The organism is Streptomyces sp. NPDC051738 (assembly GCF_044453205.1).
Lineage (GTDB): Bacteria > Actinomycetota > Actinomycetes > Streptomycetales > Streptomycetaceae > Streptomyces.
Window position 1 is genome coordinate 194,836 of record NZ_JBITCM010000009.1, and the last position, 19,133, is coordinate 213,968.

Below are 19,133 nucleotides of genomic sequence, written 5' to 3' on the forward strand. Positions count from 1 at the left end.
GACCGCCGCCGACGTAACAGCCCTCGCAGCCCCGCGGCTAGCGGTCCGCGTCCAACGGCTCCAGATCCTCGTCCTCGTCCAGCTCCCCGTCGACGTCGTCCTCAAGATCGTCCCGGTCGTCGCGGTCGCCCCGCCCACCGAGACCGTCCCCGATCTCGTCGTCCTCGTCGTCGAACACCGCACTGACGTCGAACCGGCACACCACCCGCTGCGGATCGACCCCCTCGAAGGGCATCTCCAGCCACTCCCCCGGCTCGGCCGACTCGTCCGCGGCGGTCACCCAGAGCGTGGAGTCGCCCTCCTCCAGGCCGAACTCCTTGTGCCGGGAGGCGATCTCGTCCGGCTCGAACTCGCCGAACAGCACGCCCAGCGCCCCATGCACCGTGCCGGAGGCCTCCGCGCCCTCGTCGTCCGCCGCCTCGATCCGCTCGGCCTGCGCCAGCAACCGCTGCGGCTCCGCCACGGAGTAGTCGCGGCGGATCAGCACGCTCAGCGCGTTCGGTTCCTCGGGGCCCGTGTACGGCGGCAGCGCGTCCTCCGTACCGGGGATCTCGAAGGGAGTGACCTCGTCGTAGCGGTCGTAGAGCAGCTCGTCGTAGACCTCGGCGGCCGCTGCCAACTGGTTGAACGCCTCGTAGACGGCAGGGTCGTCCTCACCCGACCGGCGTTCGACCGCGTCCAGGTGGCGGTCGAGCGCGGTCTTGACCGCCTCGGCGGCGGCGCGTACCTCGGCAGCGGTGGGCTGCACAGCATCAGACATAGTGCAGACGCTATCCGTACCAAGCCCCAGCCCGCACAATAGATGCGATGCCGGAATACGAATTTGTCGACGTGTACGTACCGCGCGGGGTCTCCCGCAAGGACGCGACACGCCTGCTGACGGACCATGCCGAGTACGGACACTGGGAGTTGGACCGCCTGAGCCTGCTGCGCGACGGCAGCCGCCGGGTGCGGCTGCGCCGCAGGATCATCCGCCAGGTGCGGGCCACGTGGTGAGCTGAGGCGAAACACACAACGGAGCGGGCCCCGCCGAGGCGGGGCCCGCTCCGTTCGCGCCGGACGGCCGGGACCTACACCGAGGCCCGCGCCTTGCGGTACAGCACCGCACCCGCGAGCAGCGCCCCCGCACCGACCGGCACGGTGAGACCGAGCGGCAGGTCACTGCCGGTCTGCGCGAGTTCCGCCTTGCCCTGGGGCTGGGTGACGGTCTGGGTGCCCGTGTCGTTGCCGTTCGAGGAGCCGCCACCGGGCGGGGTGCTCGGCGTGCCGGGGTGGTTCGGCTCTTCCGGGTTCTGCGGGCTCCCGGGGTTGCCCGGCTGCTCGGGGTTGCCCGGGTTACCCGGCTCCTCGGGGTTTCCGGGGTTACCCGGGTTACCGGGATTGCCCGGCTGCTCCGGCGACCCGGGCGGGTTCTCGTGGCCGCCGCCCGGCGGGGTGTGGCCGCCGCCACCGCCGTTGTTGCCGCAGTCGTTGTCCTCGGTGGAGTTGCCGATGCCGATGACGTCGACACTGTTGCCGCACACGTTGACCGGTACGTGGATCGGCGCCTCGACGTGGTTGCCGGAGCCGACACCGGACGAGTCACTGGCGTGCCCGTCGGCCGACGCCCCTCCGCCGCCGTGCGAGCCGCCGTGGCCGCCGCCCTGGTTGGTACAGCTGTTACCGATCGCCGGGTTGAACAGCCCGACGACGTTGACCGTGTTGCCGCAGACGTTGACCGGCGCGTGCACCGGCGCCTGCACCGTGTTGCCCGACAGCACGCCGGGTGAGTTGTGGGCGGCGCCGTTCGCGCCCGCGCCGGTGGCGTGGGCGGTGCCGCCCGCGGCGGCGATGACGCCGGTCGCGGCCGCCACGGTCATCAGGCCCTTGCGGGTGACCTGTCGCATTTGCTGATTCCTGCCTTCGACCTTGTTCCGAAGAAACGGCACCGGAATGGCCCGACGCCGCCGAAAGGCCGGTCGGCCCCGGAGCGCATGGCATGCGCTCCGGGGCCGACGGGCTCAGCCCCTTTCACGGGGCGAGACACAACGTCACTTGTTGATGCAGGTGTTGCCGAAGGCGGGGTTCAGCAGCCCGACCACCGAGATCGTGTTGCCGCAGACGTTCACGGGGACGCTAATCGGCGCCTGAACGACGTTGCCGGACAGGATGCCCGGGGAGTGCACCGCGGCACCCTGGGCACCGGAGTCGGCAACGGCGAGGCCCGCGCCCGCGAGAACCAGGCCACCAGTGGCAGCCGCAGCGGCGACGACCTTCTTGATCATTATTCCTCCTTGTTGGCAATGCGATCACAAGTAGCTGATCGCATCACCTGTAACGAGGAGGAACTAATAGGGCTACGACCTGATGAGCGCATTCACTCTCGCCGGTCACGTCCAGTACGCCTGGTCGAATACCGCGGTGTCACTGAAGTGTCGTTTCAGTGGGCCAATTCAGGACGCATCGATGAACCTGTCGAGCACGCGCACCCCGAATTGCAGCCCGTCCACCGGTACCCGCTCGTCGACGCCGTGGAACATGCCCGCGAAGTCCAGCTCCGGCGGCAGCTTCAGCGGCGCGAAGCCGAAGCCCCGGATGCCCAGGTCGTCGAAGGACTTGGCGTCCGTTCCGCCGGAGAGCATGTAGGGGATCGCCTTGGCCGCCGGGTCCTCGGCCACCAGCGCGGACTGCATCGCCGCCACGAGCGCCCCGTCGAAGCCCGTCTCGACGGCCTTGTCGGCGTGCACGTCCTCGCGCTTGACCTTGGGTCCGAGGATCTTGTCGAGGTCGGCGAGGAACTCCTCCTCGAAGCCGGGCAGGAACCGGCCGTCGACGTGCGCCGTGGCCTCGCCCGGGATGACGTTGACCTTGTAGCCCGCGCCGAGCTGGGTGGGGTTGGCCGTGTTGCTCAGGGTCGCGCCGATGAGCTTGGCGATGCCGCCGAGCTTGGCGAGGGTCCCCTCCATGTTCTCCGGGTCGAGCTCGGTGCCGAGCGCGTCGCCGAGTTCGTCGAGGAAGGCCCGGGTGGTCTTGGTGACCCGCACCGGGAACTTGTGCCGGCCCAGCCGTGCGACGGCCTCCGACAGCTCGGTGATCGCGTTGTCGCGGTGGATCATCGACCCGTGCCCGGCCGTACCGGCCACGGTCAGCTTCATCCAGTGAATGCCCTTCTCGGCCGTCTGGATCAGATAGAGCCGCCGCTGCTCGCTCACCGTGAACGAGAACCCTCCGACCTCACTGATCGCCTCGGTGACGCCCTCGAAGAGGTCCGGGTGCTTGTCGACGAGGAACCGGGCGCCGAACTTGCCGCCCGCCTCCTCGTCGGCGAGGAACGCGAGCACGATGTCGCGCGGCGGCCTGCGCCCGCTGCGCAGCCGGTCGCGTACGACCGCCAGCGTCATCGCGTCCATGTCCTTCATGTCGACGGCCCCGCGCCCCCACACACACCCGTCCGCGACCTCGCCGGAGAAGGGGTGATGGGTCCAGTCGTCCGCGTTGGCCGGTACGACGTCGGTGTGCCCGTGGATGAGCAGCGCGGGCCGGGACGGGTCCTCCCCCTCGATCCGCGCCACGGTGGAGGCGCGCCCCGGGTGCGACTCGAAGATCTTCGGGTCGAGGCCCACCTCGGCGAGCTTCTCGGCGACGTACTCGGCCGCCTTGCGCTCACCGGGACCCGAGTGGTCGCCGTAGTTGCTGGTGTCGATCTGGATCAGCTCGCGGCAGAGGTCCACGACCTCGTCCTCGCCGGTGACGCCCCTGGCCGTGTCCGTCTCGCTCACGCTGCTTCCTCCCGCGCTGTCACTGCTGGTGGTTCCCCTCATCCTCCCTCTCCGCACGGCCCCGCCCAAGACCGGCCGCGCCCCGTCACACACCGTTCACGCCACAGCGGGGGTGATCGGGGCACCCTCCGAAGCCTGGTAATGTTTTCTCTGTCGCCGCGGGGGAAACCCCGCACGACAGACACCTTGTCCGGGTGGCGGAATGGCAGACGCGCTAGCTTGAGGTGCTAGTGCCCTTTATCGGGCGTGGGGGTTCAAGTCCCCCCTCGGACACGCGAAATATCGCAGGCCGTGACCACGAGGTCACGGCCTGCGGCCGTTATGTGGGCGAAGTCTCGTTCGACGAAGATCACCAGGTCAGCGCCCGTCTGCCGACTTCCGTACGGCCCCGAACAGCTGCTCCGAGTGGCGTATCGAAGGGGCCGAACCTAGCGTCGTACTAAAATTTCCGGCTTGTTACGGAGTCGGGTCGGACAACCCCAGGCATACCTGCGGGCCCGCCGGCGCCCCGGAGCTTCCGGGATCGAGACGCGAGGACCGGATGGCAGCCATACACGAGAGCAGTGCTCTCGGCCTGCTCGACGAAGAGCTGAGCGCGGAGATCCACCAGCAGTTCGGTGACAGGGCACGTTTCTCCGGGGGCCCCGCGGCCTCCCCGCGCACTCTCGTCGACGTCTTCGAGGCGTCCGTACGGTCGTACCCCGACGAGCCCGCGTTGGACGACGGCACGACGTGCCTGACCTACCGTGCGCTGGCCGTCGAGGTGGAGCGGCTGCGGCGGGCGCTCGCCGCGGCGGGCGTCGGGCTCGGCGACCGGGTCGGCGTCCGGGTTCCGTCCGGTACCAATGACCTCTACGTCGCGATCCTGGCCGTGCTCGCGGCCGGTGCCGCCTATGTTCCCGTCGACGCCGAGGACCCGGACGAGCGGGCCGAGCTGGTGTTCGGGGAGGCGGATGTCCGGGCCGTCGTGGGGGCCGGGCACGAGCTGGCCGTCACCGGCCGCAGCGAGGTTCCCGCCGCTCGGCCCGGCGTCGAGCACGACGCGTGGATCATCTTCACCTCCGGCTCCACCGGGAAGCCGAAGGGCGTCGCCGTCTCGCACCGCAGTGCCGCCGCGTTCGTGGACGCCGAGGCCGCGCTGTTCCTCACCGAGGAGCCGATCGGGCCCGGGGACCGGGTCATGGCGGGTCTTTCGGTCGCGTTCGACGCGTCCTGCGAGGAGATGTGGCTGGCCTGGCGGTACGGCGCCTGTCTGGTGCCGGTGCCGCGTTCGCAGGTCAGGAGCGGGGCCGATCTCGGGCCCTGGCTGGTCGAGCAGGAGATCACGGTCGTGTCGACCGTGCCGACGCTCGCCTCGCTCTGGGAGCCCGAGACCCTCAACGACGTACGTCTGCTGATCTTCGGCGGTGAGGCCTGCCCGCCCGAACTGGTGCAGCGGCTGGTGACCGAGGGGCGCGAGGTCTGGAACACGTACGGGCCGACCGAGGCGACCGTCGTGGCCTGTGCGTCGCTGATGAGCGGCGAGGAGCCGATCCGGATCGGGCTGCCGCTGGACGGCTGGGAGCTGGCCGTCGTCGACGAGGCCGGGGAGCCCGTGCCGATGGGCGACAGCGGGCAGCTCGTCATCGGCGGGGTGGGGCTCGCACGGTATCTCGACGCCGAGAAGGACGCGGAGAAGTACGCGCCGCTGGAGTCCCTGGGCTGGGAGCAGGCGTACCGCAGTGGTGACCTGGTCAAGGCGGAGCCCGAGGGGCTGGTCTTTCTCGGGCGGGCCGACGAGCAGATCAAGCTCGGTGGGCGGCGGATCGAGCTCGGTGAGGTGGATGCCGCGTTGCAGGCGCTGCCCGGTGTGGCCGGTGCGGCTGCCGCCGTGCGGACCGCTCGCAGCGGCAATCAGCTGCTCGTCGGGTACGTCGTCACGCAGGACGGCTGGGATCACGCCGTCGCGGTGGAGAAGCTGCGGGCCGAGCTGCCCGCCGCGCTCGTGCCGCTGCTCGCGCCGGTCGAGGAGCTGCCGACCCGGACGTCGGGCAAGGTGGACCGCAACGCGCTGCCCTGGCCGCTGAAGGGGCTGGAGAGCGGCGGGCCGGTCGAGCAGCTCTACGGTACCGAGGCGTGGCTCGCCGAGCAGTGGACCGAGGTGCTCGGGATCCCCGTCACCAGCGCCTCCGACGAGTTCTTCGCGATCGGCGGCGGCAGTCTGGCCGCCGCGCAGCTGACGACGCGGCTGCGGACCCGCTATCCGAGCGCGGCCGTGCTGGACATCTACCAGCAGCCGGTGCTGCGGAAGCTGGCCCGGCTGCTGGAGAAGTCCGCGCAGGACGACTCGGCGGATCGGATCGTCGCGCCGGTGCCCCGGCGCGCGCAGCTGATTCAGTTGCTGCTCCTCGTTCCGCTGTTCACGCTGCTCGGCCTGCGCTGGACGGTCGCGCTGGCCGTGCTCGGGAATCTGCTGCCCGCCTACGCGTGGCTGCCGACCGCCCCTTGGTGGCTCCTCGCGGTCGGGGCTCTCGTGCTGTTCAGCCCGCCCGGGCGGCTCGCGCTGGCCGCCGGTGGGGCGCGGCTGCTGCTGAAGGGCGTGAAGCCCGGGCGGTACGCGCGCGGGGGCAGCGTGCATCTGCGGCTGTGGACGGCCGAGCGGCTCGCCGACTTCAGCGGGGCGAACTCGCTGACCGGCGCATGGCTGGAGCGGTACGCCCGGGCGCTGGGCGCCAAGGTGGGTGCGGACGTCGATCTGCACTCGCTGCCGCCGGTCACCGGTCTGCTGAAGCTGGGCCGGGGCGCTGCCGTCGAGTCCGAGGTCGACCTGTCCGGGTACTGGCTGGACGGGGACCGGCTGGAGATCGGCGCGGTGAAGGTGGGCGCGCATGCCACCGTCGGTACGCGCAGCATGCTCTTCCCGGGCGCCCGGGTCGGCAAGCGGGCCGAAGTGGCGCCCGGCTCGGCGGTCACCGGGCAGATCCCGACCGGCCAGCGCTGGGCGGGTGCGCCCGCCGTCAAGCTCGGCAAGGCCAAGCGCAACTGGCCCAAGGAGCGGCCGCGCCGTGGGACGTACTGGCGTGTGATGTACGGCCTGACCGGCTTCGCGCTGACCGCGCTTCCCGTGCTGGCGGGCGCCGCGGCGTTCCTGGTGGCCCGGGTGTTCTACACGCCGGACGCGCCCCTGATGGGCGCCGCGCTGGCCCTCGTACCGGCGACGCTCGCCTTCGGGCTGGCGTACGCCGTGCTGCTCCTGATCGCCGTACGGCTGCTGAGCCTCCGCCTGCGCGAGGGTACGCACCCGACGCACAGCCGCGTCGGCTGGCAGGCCTGGACCGTCACGCAGCTGATGGACCGCTCGCGCGAGACGCTGTTCCCGCTGTACGCCGGGCTGGTCACGCCGGTGTGGCTGCGGCTGCTCGGGATGCGGATCGGCAAGGGTGCCGAGGTGTCGACCGTGCTGGCGCTGCCCAGCCTGACCACGGTCGGCGAGGGCGCGTTCCTGGCCGACGACACGCTGACCGCGCCGTACGAGCTCGGCGGTGGCTGGATGCGGATCGGGCGGGCGGAGATCGGGCGGCGGGCCTTCCTCGGGAACTCGGGGATGACCGCGCCCGGGCGGTCCGTGCCTGACGGCGGGCTGGTGGGTGTGCTGTCGGCGACGCCGAAGAAGGCGAAGAAGGGCACCTCGTATCTGGGGCTGCCGCCGATGAAGCTGCCGCGCGCCGCGGCCGACGGCGACCAGAGCCTGACGTACGATCCGCCGGCCCGGCTGCTGTGGGCGCGCGGGCTGGTGGAGCTGTGCCGGATCGTGCCGGTGTTCTGCTCGGCGGGGCTCGCGGTGCTGACCGTGGCGGCGCTGTGTGTGCTGGGGGTGTGGGCGCCGGTGCTGTCCGGGCTGGTGCTGCTCGGCGCGGGGGCCGTGGCGGGGCTTGTGTCGATGCTGGCCAAGTGGCTGCTCGTGGGCCGGCACCACAGCGGGGAGCATCCGCTGTGGTCCTCCTTCGTGTGGCGCAACGAGCTGGCCGACACCTTCGTCGAGGTGCTCGCCGTGCCGTGGTTGGCGGGCTCGGTGCCCGGTACGCCGGTGATGACGGCGTGGCTGCGAGGGCTGGGCGCGCGGATCGGCAAGGGCGTGTGGGTCGAGAGCTACTGGCTGCCGGAGACCGATCTGGTCACACTGGAAGACGCGGCCACCGTGAACCGGGGCTGTGTGCTCCAGACGCACCTCTTCCACGACCGGATCTTGCGGACGGATACTGTGGTTCTCCGTGAGGGCGCGACGCTGGGTCCTGGCGGGATCGTTCTGCCCGGCAGCGCGATCGGGGCCCGTACGACACTGGGTCCCGCGTCGCTCGTCATGGCGGCGGAGTCCGTCCCCGACGACACCCGTTGGCTCGGCAATCCGATCGAAGCATGGCGTCCCTGAGCACGGCCCACTCAGGGCCGGAGAGCGGTGGACCGGCACGGAGTGACAGCAGTACGGCGCAGGGAGCACAGACAGCAGTGGCAGTTCAGCAGGCGGCGGGCGCGGACCCGTACTTCCCGGAGCACGGCGACCCCCGGTACCGGGTGCACCGGTATGAGCTCGCGCTGGACTACCGCCCGGGCCCGAACCGGCTGTCGGGGGCGGCCCGGATCAACGCGATCGCGGGGCGCTCGCCGCTCACCGAGTTCGTGCTGAACCTGGGCGACTTCAAGATCGGCCGGGTCCGGGTCGACGGACGGCAGGCGCACTACACCCACCGCGGTGGGCGGCTGCGCGTCCGCCCCGCCAAGCCGGTCCGCGCCGGGGCGGCCTGCACGGTCGAGGTGCACTGGTCGGGCAACCCGAAGCCGGTGAACAGCCCGTGGGGCGGGCTCGGTTGGGAGGAGCTGGAGGACGGGGCGCTGGTGGCGAGCCAGCCGATCGGGGCGCCGTCCTGGTACCCGTGCAACGACCGGCCCGCCGACAAGGCGTCGTACCAGATCTCGATCACCACACCGTCGGCGTACGCGGTGGTGGCGGGCGGGCGCCTGCTGACCCGGACGACGAAGGCGTCCACGACCACCTGGGTGTACGAGCAGTCGGCGCCGACGTCCAGCTATCTGGTCGGGCTGTCGATCGGCAAGTACCAGACGGTGCTGCTGGGCGACCCGGGTCTGGGCGGCGTGCCGCAGCACGGGCACATCCCGGCGGATCTGCTGCCCCGGTTCTCGCGGGACTTCGCGCGCCAGCCGCAGATGATGGAACTGTTCCAGGAGCTGTTCGGGCCCTACCCGTTCGACGAGTACGCGGTCGTGGTGACCGAGGAGGAACTCGATGTCCCCGTCGAGGCACAGGGGTTGTCGCTGTTCGGCGCCAACCACGTGGACGGGGCGCGGGGTTCGGAGCGGCTGGTCGCGCACGAGCTGGCGCATCAGTGGTTCGGCAACAGCGTGTCCATCGCGGACTGGCGGCACATCTGGCTGAACGAGGGGTTCGCGAAGTACGCGGAGTGGCTGTGGTCGGAGCGGTCGGGCGGGCGTACGGCTCAGCAACACGCGGCTGTCGCACACCGGTTGCTGTCGTCGCGGCCGCAGGATCTGCGGCTGGCGGATCCGGGGCGCAAGTTGATGTTCGACGACCGGCTGTACGAGCGTGGCGGGTTGGTCCTGCACGCGGTGCGCTGCGCGCTGGGCGACATCGCCTTCTTCCGCATGCTGCGCGGCTGGGCACCGCTGCACCGCAACGGCACGGTGACGACCAAGGCCTTCGCCGCACACGTAGCCCGCTTCACGAGCGAGCCGGTGGACCAGCTGTTCGAGGCGTGGGTGTACGGGGCGGCGCTGCCGCCGCTGCCCGGGGCCGAGACGCGGGCGGCGGGCTAGGGCCTGTCGTCCCTACAGCACAATGGCGGGCATGACCTCGCGTTCCTGCCCCTGCGGGCTGCCCAAGGCGTACGACGACTGCTGCGGCCGTTACCACTCGCGTGCGGGGGCCGCCGCGCCCACCGCCGAGGCGCTGATGCGGTCGCGGTACAGCGCCTTCGTCAAGGGCGATGTGGCGTACCTGCTGCGGACCTGGCATCCGCGGACGCGGCCCGCGCGGCTGGAGCTCGATGCGGGGATGCGGTGGGCCGGGCTGGAGATCCTGGACACGAACGACGGGTCCGCTTTTCACTCCACGGGGACCGTGACCTTCCGGGCTTCCTACCGGGGCGGCTCGCTGCATGAGCGAAGCCGGTTCGAGCGGGTCGACGGGGCTTGGGTGTACGTCGACGGGGAGTTCCTCGACCAGTAGGCAGTAGCTCTACGGCATGTCTACGGCGCCAAGATGTCCAGCTCCTGAAGGGCCCCGACCGTGATCTCCCGGGTCAGGTGCTCCGCGCGCACCGCGTCGCCCGCGCGGACCGCCTCCGCGACCTGGACGTGCAGCGTCACGGCGGCCGGGTCGGGGTCCTCGAACATGACCTCGTGATGGGTACGGCCCGCGAGGACCTCGGCGACGACGTCTCCCAGGCGGGCGAACATCTCGTTGCCGGAGGCGTTCAGGATGGCGCGGTGGAAGGCGATGTCGTGGATCAGGTAGCCCTCCAGCTGGTGGCCGCGTGAGTGGGCGACCATGCCGAGGGCGCACTCGGTGAGCTCGGCGCACTGGTCGGCGGTGGCGTGCTTCGCCGCGAGGCCCGCGGCGGCCGGCTCGATCGCCGAGCGCAGGACCGTGAGTGAGCGCAGCTGCTGGGGGCGGTCGGCGCCGGCCAGGCGCCAGCGGATGACCTGGGGGTCGTAGACGTTCCACTCGGACTTGGGGCGGACCGTCACGCCCACGCGGCGGCGGGACTCGACCAGGTGCATGGACTCCAGGACGCGGACCGCCTCGCGCATCACCGAGCGGGACACCTCGAAGCGCTGCGCCAGCTCGTCCGTCCGCAGGACGCTGCCCGGCGGGTACTCACCCGCCGTGATCGCGGGGCCGAGGGTTTCCAGTACTTGGCCGTGCAGACCCCGGCCCGGAGTGGTCATGTACTCAGCGTACGGGGTGGATCACGGTCTCAAAAAGTCAGACTTATTCATCACAGGCTCTTGAATTCGTCGTACCTAATAGGTTTCAGTTGCGTCGGCGTCTTCGGGCGCACGTGTCGAAGAGGACAGCAGACAGTGAGGCAGCGATGAGTACCCCCCATGTCGTCGTGGTCATGGGCGTCGCGGGCACCGGCAAGACCACCATCGGTCCCCAGCTCGCGACCCGGCTCGGCGTTCCCTACGCCGAGGGCGACGACTTCCACCCGCCGGCCAACATCGCCAAGATGTCGGCCGGTACCCCGCTCGACGACGCGGACAGGTGGCCCTGGCTCGATGCCATCGGCGCCTGGGCGCACGGGCGGGCCGGGCTCGGCGGGGTGGTCAGCTGCTCGGCGCTGAAGCGGTCGTACCGCGACCGGCTGCGGGCCGCCGCGCCTGACCTGGTGTTCGTGCACCTGGCGGGCGACCGCTCGCTCATCGAGGACCGGATGTCGCACCGGCAGGGGCACTTCATGCCCACGGCACTCCTCGACTCCCAGTTCGCCACGCTCCAGCCGCTCCAGGCGGACGAGGCCGGAGTCGTCGTGGACGTGTCGGGCAGCCCCGAGGAGATCACCGAACGGGCCACGTCGGCCCTGACCGCGCTCCCTGAGCCGACCCCGTAACCACTGCCTGCCCCTCCGCACTCCTTCCCCACCCCCGTATCTGCAAGGGAAACCCACCCCCGTGACCAGACTCAGCGTCGAGATGCTGGCAGCGGACGCCGTCGAGCCCATCACCTCGGCCGGCCACGCCCAGCTGGGCATCGCCGTCCTGGCGGGCATCGCCGTCATCGTCCTGCTCATCACGAAGTTCAAGCTCCACGCGTTCCTGTCGCTGACCATCGGGTCGCTGGCGCTCGGCGCGTTCGCCGGGGCGCCGCTCGACAAGGCCATCGTCAGCTTCACCACCGGACTCGGCACCACGGTGGCCGGCGTGGGCGTGCTGATCGCGCTCGGCGCGATCCTCGGCAAGATGCTCGCCGACTCCGGCGGCGCCGACCAGATCGTCGACACGATCCTCGCCAAGGCGAGCGGACGGTCGATGCCGTGGGCGATGGTGCTGATCGCCTCGGTGATCGGGCTGCCGCTGTTCTTCGAGGTCGGCGTGGTGCTGCTGATCCCGGTCGTGCTGATGGTCGCCAAGCGCGGCAACTACTCGCTGATGCGCATCGGCATCCCCGCCCTCGCGGGTCTGTCCGTGATGCACGGCCTGGTCCCGCCGCACCCCGGTCCGCTGGTCGCGATCGACGCGATCGGCGCCAACCTCGGTGTCACGCTGGCGCTCGGCGTCCTCGTCGCCATACCGACGGTGATCATCGCCGGTCCGCTGTTCTCGAAGTACGCCGCCCGCTGGGTGGACGTCCCGGCCCCGGACCGGATGATCCCGCAGCGCGTCTCGGAGGACCTTCAGAAGCGTCCCGGCTTCGGCGCCACGCTGGCCACCATCCTGCTGCCGGTCGTCCTGATGCTCTCCAAGGCGCTGGTCGACATCGTGATCGACGACCCCGAGAACACGGTGCAGCGCGTGTTCGACGTCATCGGCTCGCCGCTGATCGCGCTGCTCGTCTCCGTGCTCGTGGGCATCTTCACGCTGCTCAGGCCCGCCGGGTTCAGCAAGGAGCGCGTCTCGCCGCTCGTCGAGAAGAGCCTCGCCCCCATCGCCGGCATCCTGCTGATCGTGGGTGCGGGCGGCGGCTTCAAGCAGACGCTGATCGACACCGGCGTGGGGCAGATGGTCCTGGAGATCTCCAAGGACTGGTCGATCCCGGCGCTGCTGCTGGCCTGGCTGATCGCGGTGGCGATCCGGCTCGCCACGGGTTCGGCGACGGTGGCCACGGTCTCGGCGGCCGGTCTGGTCGCCCCGCTCGCGGCCGACATGTCGACCACCCACGCGGCCCTGCTCGTCCTCGCCATCGGCGCCGGCTCGCTGTTCTTCAGCCATGTCAACGACGCCGGGTTCTGGCTGGTCAAGGAGTACTTCGGCCTGAACGTCGGCCAGACCATCAAGACCTGGTCGGTGATGGAGACGATCATCTCGGTGGTCGCCGGCGGTCTGGTCCTGCTGTTGTCCCTGGTGATCTAGCACGCCCTGACGGGAGTTGTACGACGATGACGGCTCACTCTCTCTTCGACATCAGCGGCCGCACGACACTGGTGACCGGCTCCAGCCGGGGCATCGGCCTCGCCCTCGCCCGCGGACTGGCCGAGGCCGGCTGCACGGTCGTCCTCAACGGACGCGACGGCGAACGGCTCACCAAGGCCGCCGCCGAACTGAACGCCGCCGAACTGCCCGGCGAGGTCCACACGGCCGTGTTCGACGTGACCGACGGTCCCTCGGTGGCCGCCGGGATCGCGGATGTCGAGGAGCGGGTGGGCCCGCTCGACGTCCTGGTCAACAACGCGGGCATGCAACTGCGCGCCCCGCTGCTGGAGTTCACCGACTCCGACTGGCACCGCATCCTGAACACCAACCTCACCAGCGCGTTCCTGGTCGGCCGCGAAGCCGCCCGGCGGATGACGGAGCGCGGCCACGGGAAGATCGTCAACATCTGCTCGCTGCAGAGCGAGGTGGTCCGCCCGGGCATAGCGCCCTACGCCGCCACCAAGGGCGCGCTGAAGATGCTCACCAAGGGCATGTGCGCCGACTGGGGCCCGTACGGCGTCCAGGTCAACGGCCTCGGCCCCGGCTACATCGAGACCGAGCTGACCCAACCCCTCGTCCAGGACGAGGAGTTCAGCGCGTGGGTGCGGCGACGCACCCCGGCCGGGCGGTGGGGCCGTACGGAGGACCTGGTGGGCGGGGTGCTGTTCCTCGCCTCGCCGGCCGCGGACTTCGTGAGCGGACAGGTGCTGTACGTCGACGGCGGCATGACGAGCGTGCTGTGAAGGAGGCTGCGGAGATGCTTGGTTGTGTGATCCACGGTCAGGGCGACCTGCGGGTCGACGAGCTCGCGGTACCGGCACCCGGCCCCGGGCAGGCCCTGGTGGCCGTGCGGTACGGCGGGGTCTGCGGCTCCGACCTGCACTACTGGCGGCACGGCGGGGTCGGGGACTTCCGGCTCAAGGAACCGATGGTGCTCGGGCACGAGGTCGTCGGAACGGTCGTCGCCTACGGCTCCCCCGCCGACGAGGCGTCAGGACCGGCTCCCGGTACGGCTGTCGCCGTGCACCCGGCCACGCCCTGCGGGGTGTGCCCCGAGTGCGCGGACGGACGGCGCAACGTCTGCCGCGACACCCGCTACCTCGGCAGCGCCGCCCGCTTCCCGCATGTGCAGGGCGGGTTCGCGGCCCAAGTGATCGTCCCCGTTGACCAGTTGAGGGCTCTTCCGTCCGGGCTCGAACTGCGGCGGGCGGCGCTCGCCGAGCCGCTGTCCGTCGCGCTGCACGCGGTGCGGCGGGCCGGGGAGGTGGCCGGGAAGCACGTCCTGGTCACCGGTGCCGGGCCCATCGGGTGTCTGGTGGTCGCGGCGGCCAAGGCGGCCGGCGCGACGCGCGTGACGGTGACGGACCTGCTGCCCGCGGCCCTGGAGTACGGGCGGATCGCCGGCGCCGACACCCTCGTACGGGCCGACGATCCGGACGATGCCGGGTGGCCTGCCGAGGTGGACGTGGCGATCGAGGCGTCGGGGGTCGCGGCGGGGCTGGACACGTGTCTGCGGCTCGTGCGGCGCGGGGGTGTCGTGGTGCAGCTCGGGATGCTGCCGCCGGGGCAGAGTCCGTTCGCCGGGAACCTCGTCGTGAGCCGGGAGATCGAGCTGCGCGGGGCGTTCCGCTTCGACACGGAGTTCGACGACGCGCTGGAACTGCTCGCCGCCGAGGCGTCGTTCGACGGGCTGGTCAGCGCGGTGGTTCCGGTGCGGGAGGCCGAGTCGGCGTTCGCACTCGCGGCGGATCGGAGCACGTCCTGCAAGGTCCTGCTGGACTTCGGAGGCTGAACGGCCGCTGGTCCACTGGGATTCCGGTTCGGCGGGGTCGGGATTCCGTGTGCCCGAACTCGCACCGCCGATCACAGGAAGCGGCTTCCCCGAGGGGACCGCGAGCCCGATGATGAGGGGGTCCCCGGAGGCTGCCGCTGCCGCCCGGGGGCCGGAGCATCGGGGGGCGTCATGGCGGTTTCCCTCGGGATGCGTGTCTCGGGGCTGCTCGTCGTAGGGGCGGTTGCGGTGGCAGCCGCGGCCTTCACCAGTGACGGGGGTGGCCCGGCGGACGGCAGGGGCGGCGGGGGCACCGTCGTCACGGCAGGGCCCTCCGACGGCGTCCGGAGCCTCCTCCCCGGACCGTCGGCCGGCTCCGCTCCTCCGGTCCGGCCGTCACCCGACGGCCACATCGGCGCACCCGCGTTCACCGGCACACCCCGCGCGCCCCAGAGCGAAACGCCGAGCGAGAGCCCCACCCCCTCCTCCCCCAGCCCCACCACGAGCCAGAAGCTCCTCGAAGTCCCCGCCTGGCTCCCGCCCGGCCCCGACTCACCGAACACCGACGGCACTCCCGACCCGTCAAGCGTGTACGACCTCCTCCGCACCCCCACCGAGTGCCGGAACGCCCTGAACGCGATCCCCTCGACGCCCGCCGACGCGGAGTGGACACTCCTGCGCGGGCTGGCCACCGCCTGTCTGGCCGCGCAGGGCGAGGGCGGCGGCAGCTGGGAGCAGGCGGTCCGGGACCATGCCGCACTCGCGGGCCGGGCCGACACCTGCAAGGGGCGCGCCGCGTACGCCGTCCTGAGCGGGCTGCTCGACTTCCATCGCCGGCATCCAGGCGCCACGGTGCGCCTGAAGCCGACGTCGAACGGCACTCCCGCCGCCTGCGGTTACCGGATCGCGGGGGTGGACACGGGCGGTGACGGCGAGGCGCGCCCCGGCGAGACGATCGGAATCGAGCTGACGGATGTGTACTTCGACCCCGCCGAGCTACATCAGGACGTCAGTGTGCTCATCGGTGGGCAGCAGGTACCCGTACTGATTGACCGTCGTCCGGTGCTGTCCGCCGTCGTACCGGTCATCGAGCCGGGCCCCGTCGACGTGACGGTCCGGCACGCCAACACCGAGATCCGTATGCCGACCGCGTTCACGGTCACCGCGCCGGATGTGGTGCAGCAGCCGAGCACAAGCGCTGCGCCAAACGTCCCCGACGAACTCATCTGCGGTTCGACAACGCCCTTAAGGGGCGCGGGGCTGTCATCGATGTGCGGCTACCGCCGCGCGGGCGCGACCAGCCACAACGAACCCGCAGCAGCCAGTCAACCAATCGCCGCACCCACGGAACGCTCATCACGGCCGCCAAACGGAGTGCTCCCGCTCGGCCCACTCCCGGCTCACCACCCCGCTCCGCATCCCCCGCCGGGCCTCCGGATCCCCTAGCGCCATGCCGATGTGCCCGGCGAGGACGATGCCGATGGTCAGCGCCAGCCAGTCGTGGACGAAGGTCGCGCTGGTGCGCCACACCAGGGGCGTGAGATGGGTGAACCACATGATGAGGCCGGTGCCGAGCATCACCAGCGTCGCACCGGCGATCCAGGCCGCGTAGACCTTCTGCCCGGCGTTGAACTTGCCCGCCGGACGCGACGAGCGCCGCTTGTCCCGGCGCCGGGCGGCACGCAGCCAGACGCGGTCGTGCGGGCCGAAGCGGTTGAGGAAACCCAGGTCGGCGCGGAACGCGCGGGAGACGAGCCCGGCCAGCACGGGCACCGGCAGGGCGAGGCCGGCCCACTCGTGGATACGGACCACCAGCTCGCGGCGACCGACGAGTTCGGCGAGCTGCGGGATGTAAAGGCAGGCCGCCGTCACCACGCACACGCCCATCAGCGCCGCCGTCGTACGGTGCACCCAGCGCGTGGCCCGGCCGAAGCGCCGCACGTCGGCGGCCGAGCGGGGGGCGTCAACTCGTAGGCTCATCGTCGCGTCCGTTCGAGCGGCCGACCCAGGCGTCGACGTCGTAGCCCCGTTCCTCCCAGTAGCCGGGCCGCACGTCCTCGGTGACGGTGATGCCGGAGAGCCACTTGGCGGACTTGTAGAAGTACATGGGGGCCACATAGAGGCGGACGGGTCCGCCGTGGGCGTGGTTCAGGTCCTTGTCCTGCATGCGCAGGGCGACCAGGACGTCCGCGCGGCGGGCCTGGTCGAGGGTGAGGCTCTCGGTGTAGGTGCCGTCGAAGCAGCTGAAGCGCACCGCGCCGGCCTCCTGGCGCACCCCCGCGGCGTCGAGGAGCCGGGACAGGCGCACGCCTTCGAAGGGCGTGTCCGGAACCCGCCAGCCGGTGACGCACTGGACGTCCCGCACCAGGCGGGTCTGCGGCAGGGCGCGTAGGTCGGCCAGGGTGTAGGTCCGGGGGTGGTCGACCAGGCCGTCGATCTTTAGGTGGTAGGTGGTGGCGTTCTTGCGGGGTACGGAGGAGGCGACCGAGTAGTAGCGGAAGCCGCCGCCGTTGGGCAACAGGTCGGTCAGGCCGGTGGGGTCCTTGTCGGAGGCGCTCGCGAGGAAGGACTCCATGCCGCGTTGCAGGGTGGGCGCGGTGACCACGCCGAGGGCGCCGAGGCCGAGGGTGCCGAGGAGGACACGGCGGCCGATGGGTTTGCCCTTCGCCTCGGGCTGCTCCTCGCCCCGGGCTTCGGGCTGTTCCTGGTTCACCTTTTCATTCGAACACCCGCGACCCGGGCGGGACCAGGGATCGCGGGTGCTCGTCAGGGTTCCGTAATCACTTCTTACGCGGCTCTCAGAAACGGCCACTGGGGTGGCTTCAGGAGTGGCTACAGGTAGTTCTCTTCCGCTACGGCGCCTCCGTCGCCGCCTTCTCCAACTGGAACGCCTCGTTGCCGAGCCCGATGCGGGCGTGCCGCTCTGGGGCGCGGGAGCGCAGGAGCAGGCCCTGCGCCAGGCCGACGGCGAGGGCGAGGGCGATGACGGCGGGCAGCGCCCAGCTCAGGGAGGAGTCCGGGCCCGCCCCGATCAGGACGTCGAAGTCCTTGACGGTGTAGACGACGATGAAGAGCAGTGCGACGACGGAGAGCGCGGAGGCGGCCAGCCGCCAGAACTGGGCGGCGACGGCCCCCCGGCGGACGAAGAAGACGATGACCGAGACCGCGGCGGCGGCCATCAGCGCGGCGACGCCGAGCGCGCCGAGGCTGCCCATCCAGGTGAACAGGTGCAGGACCGGTGCGGTCGGGTCGCCGGTCGGCTTGTCGTCGGCGAGCGCGAAGGCGGCGACGACCACGAGCGAGATCACGGTCTGCAGCAGCGAACCCGTGCCGGGGGCGCCGCTCGCGCCGCTGGTGCGGCCGAAGGCGCCGGGCAGCAGGCCCTCGCGTCCCATGGCGAAGGCGTAGCGGGCGACGACGTTGTGGAAGCTGAGCATCGCCGCGAACATGCCGGTCACGAACAGCACGTGCAGGACGTCGGTGAAGCCGGTGCCGAGCAGGTCCTCGGTGAGGAAGAACAACAGCCCGGCGCTCTGCTCCTGCGATGTGCCGACGATCGCCGAGGGGCCGGCGGCGACGGTGTACGCCCAGCAGCTGATCGTGAGGAAGACGGCGATGCCACCGATGGCCAGGTACATCACGCGGGGCACGAGCACATGCGGGCGGCTGGTCTCCTCGGCGTAGACGGGGGCCTGCTCGAAGCCGAGGAAGGCGGCGACGCAGAAGCACAGGGCGGTGCCGATCCCCGCGCCGGTCAGGGTGTCCGGGTTGAAGGCGTGCAGGGACAGCCCCTCCTTGCCGGGGTCGGCGATCGCGGCGACGTCGAAGATGACCACGAGGGCGACCTCGATGATCAGCAGAACGCCGAGCACGCGCGCGTTGAGGTCGATCTTCAGCCAGCCGAGGGCACCGACGGCGAGCACGGCCACCAGCGCCGGTATCCACCAGGCGAGCTCTGTGTCGAGGTACGTGGCGAACAGGCCGGAGACCTCGAAGCCGAAGATGCCGTAGATGCCGACCTGGAGCGCGTTGTAGGCGACGAGCGCGACCATCGCGGCGCCGGCGCCGGCCGTGCCGCCGAGGCCGCGGGCGATGTACGCGTAGAAGGCTCCGGCATTGTGGACGTGCCGGCTCATCTCGGCGTACCCGACGCTGAAGAGGGCGAGGACGAGGCCGAGGATCACGAAGAGCAGCGGCTGCCCGAGGACACCCATCACCCCGAAGGTCGTGGGCATGACACCTGCGACGACCATCAGAGGTGCGGTCGCGGCGAGCACGGACAGCAGCAGACCGGTCGTGCCCAGCCGGTCGGCGCGCAGGGCGCGGTCCTGTCCCTTGAAGGTACTGATGCCGCCGCCGTCCGCGGTGGCTCTGCTCGTACTGGAACTGCCCGTCGTCATCGAGAGACCGTCCTTCGTCGGGGTGGGGTGCTGGTGGGGTGCTGGGGTGCGCTGGGG

At 71.2% G+C, this 19,133-nt stretch carries 17 protein-coding genes and 1 tRNA gene; 10 read left to right on the top strand and 8 right to left on the bottom strand.

Annotated elements, in window-relative coordinates; translation table 11 throughout:
* Nucleotides 1–37 precede the first annotated feature (37 nt).
* On the bottom strand, nucleotides 38–760 hold the full coding sequence (locus ACIA8X_RS22665) for a hypothetical protein (protein WP_393457776.1): 723 nt from the start codon (nucleotides 758–760) through the stop codon (nucleotides 38–40).
* 47 nt (nucleotides 761–807) lie between these two features.
* Between ACIA8X_RS22665 and ACIA8X_RS22670 the strand changes: the two genes are divergently transcribed.
* Nucleotides 808–996, top strand: coding sequence for a DUF5703 family protein (locus ACIA8X_RS22670; RefSeq protein ID WP_005485166.1), 189 nt, complete (start codon nucleotides 808–810; stop codon nucleotides 994–996).
* A 74-nt stretch (nucleotides 997–1,070) separates the two neighbouring features.
* Here the strand turns inward: ACIA8X_RS22670 and ACIA8X_RS22675 are convergent, their stop codons facing one another.
* The 3 genes from ACIA8X_RS22675 to ACIA8X_RS22685 all read right to left on the bottom strand — a co-directional run bounded on the left by ACIA8X_RS22675 (nucleotide 1,071) and on the right by ACIA8X_RS22685 (nucleotide 3,758).
* A complete protein-coding gene (locus ACIA8X_RS22675; RefSeq protein WP_399458961.1) occupies nucleotides 1,071–1,886 on the bottom strand; it encodes a chaplin in 816 nt (271 codons plus the stop codon).
* Nucleotides 1,887–2,030: 144 nt separating this feature from the next.
* Nucleotides 2,031–2,264 carry a chaplin ChpH gene (gene chpH, locus ACIA8X_RS22680; protein WP_393457782.1) on the bottom strand — a complete coding sequence of 78 codons (234 nt, stop codon included), beginning with the start codon at nucleotides 2,262–2,264 and terminating at the stop codon, nucleotides 2,031–2,033.
* A 168-nt stretch (nucleotides 2,265–2,432) separates the two neighbouring features.
* A complete protein-coding gene (locus ACIA8X_RS22685) occupies nucleotides 2,433–3,758 on the bottom strand; it encodes a M20/M25/M40 family metallo-hydrolase (protein WP_399458962.1) in 1,326 nt (441 codons plus the stop codon).
* 188 nt (nucleotides 3,759–3,946) lie between these two features.
* Between ACIA8X_RS22685 and ACIA8X_RS22690 the strand changes: the two genes are divergently transcribed.
* The 4 genes from ACIA8X_RS22690 to ACIA8X_RS22705 all read left to right on the top strand — a co-directional run bounded on the left by ACIA8X_RS22690 (nucleotide 3,947) and on the right by ACIA8X_RS22705 (nucleotide 9,999).
* A tRNA-Leu gene (locus tag ACIA8X_RS22690) sits at nucleotides 3,947–4,031 on the top strand.
* 268 nt (nucleotides 4,032–4,299) lie between these two features.
* Nucleotides 4,300–8,166 (top strand): Pls/PosA family non-ribosomal peptide synthetase, encoded by a 3,867-nt coding sequence (locus ACIA8X_RS22695; protein WP_399458963.1) that lies wholly within the window; start codon nucleotides 4,300–4,302, stop codon nucleotides 8,164–8,166.
* Nucleotides 8,167–8,243: 77 nt separating this feature from the next.
* The gene (locus tag ACIA8X_RS22700; RefSeq protein ID WP_393457791.1) at nucleotides 8,244–9,587 is read left to right on the top strand and encodes a M1 family metallopeptidase; all 1,344 of its coding nucleotides are present in this window, start codon (nucleotides 8,244–8,246) and stop codon (nucleotides 9,585–9,587) included.
* Nucleotides 9,588–9,618: 31 nt separating this feature from the next.
* The gene (locus ACIA8X_RS22705; protein WP_393457794.1) at nucleotides 9,619–9,999 is read left to right on the top strand and encodes a YchJ family protein; all 381 of its coding nucleotides are present in this window, start codon (nucleotides 9,619–9,621) and stop codon (nucleotides 9,997–9,999) included.
* A 20-nt stretch (nucleotides 10,000–10,019) separates the two neighbouring features.
* On the opposite strand, the gene ACIA8X_RS22710 is transcribed toward ACIA8X_RS22705, so the two are convergent.
* Nucleotides 10,020–10,721, bottom strand: coding sequence for a FadR/GntR family transcriptional regulator (locus ACIA8X_RS22710; protein ID WP_393457797.1), 702 nt, complete (start codon nucleotides 10,719–10,721; stop codon nucleotides 10,020–10,022).
* Nucleotides 10,722–10,867: 146 nt separating this feature from the next.
* Between ACIA8X_RS22710 and ACIA8X_RS22715 the strand changes: the two genes are divergently transcribed.
* The 5 genes from ACIA8X_RS22715 (at nucleotide 10,868) to ACIA8X_RS22735 (ending at nucleotide 16,122) form a co-directional block, all read left to right on the top strand.
* Nucleotides 10,868–11,386, top strand: coding sequence for a gluconokinase (locus tag ACIA8X_RS22715; RefSeq protein ID WP_393457799.1), 519 nt, complete (start codon nucleotides 10,868–10,870; stop codon nucleotides 11,384–11,386).
* 61 nt (nucleotides 11,387–11,447) lie between these two features.
* Nucleotides 11,448–12,845: a GntP family permease gene (locus tag ACIA8X_RS22720; RefSeq protein ID WP_393457802.1), complete on the top strand. Its 1,398-nt coding sequence runs from the start codon at nucleotides 11,448–11,450 to the stop codon at nucleotides 12,843–12,845.
* Nucleotides 12,846–12,871: 26 nt separating this feature from the next.
* A complete protein-coding gene (locus tag ACIA8X_RS22725) occupies nucleotides 12,872–13,648 on the top strand; it encodes an SDR family oxidoreductase (RefSeq protein ID WP_399458964.1) in 777 nt (258 codons plus the stop codon).
* Nucleotides 13,649–13,662: 14 nt separating this feature from the next.
* Entirely contained in the window at nucleotides 13,663–14,697 is a 1,035-nt protein-coding gene (locus ACIA8X_RS22730) for an L-idonate 5-dehydrogenase (RefSeq protein WP_393457808.1), read from the top strand.
* A gap of 171 nt (nucleotides 14,698–14,868) precedes the next feature.
* On the top strand, nucleotides 14,869–16,122 hold the full coding sequence (locus ACIA8X_RS22735) for a hypothetical protein (protein ID WP_399458965.1): 1,254 nt from the start codon (nucleotides 14,869–14,871) through the stop codon (nucleotides 16,120–16,122).
* On the opposite strand, the gene ACIA8X_RS22740 is transcribed toward ACIA8X_RS22735, so the two are convergent.
* The 3 genes from ACIA8X_RS22740 to ACIA8X_RS22750 all read right to left on the bottom strand — a co-directional run bounded on the left by ACIA8X_RS22740 (nucleotide 16,033) and on the right by ACIA8X_RS22750 (nucleotide 19,076).
* The gene (locus tag ACIA8X_RS22740; protein WP_393457814.1) at nucleotides 16,033–16,656 is read right to left on the bottom strand and encodes a cytochrome b/b6 domain-containing protein; all 624 of its coding nucleotides are present in this window, start codon (nucleotides 16,654–16,656) and stop codon (nucleotides 16,033–16,035) included. The two genes, ACIA8X_RS22735 and ACIA8X_RS22740, sit on opposite strands and share 90 nt — an antisense overlap.
* The gene (locus tag ACIA8X_RS22745) at nucleotides 16,640–17,389 is read right to left on the bottom strand and encodes a molybdopterin-dependent oxidoreductase (protein WP_399458966.1); all 750 of its coding nucleotides are present in this window, start codon (nucleotides 17,387–17,389) and stop codon (nucleotides 16,640–16,642) included. The genes ACIA8X_RS22740 and ACIA8X_RS22745 overlap by 17 nt, the downstream gene beginning before the upstream one ends.
* 139 nt (nucleotides 17,390–17,528) lie before the next feature.
* Nucleotides 17,529–19,076 carry an APC family permease gene (locus tag ACIA8X_RS22750; protein ID WP_393457820.1) on the bottom strand — a complete coding sequence of 516 codons (1,548 nt, stop codon included), beginning with the start codon at nucleotides 19,074–19,076 and terminating at the stop codon, nucleotides 17,529–17,531.
* Nucleotides 19,077–19,133: the final 57 nt, after the last annotated feature.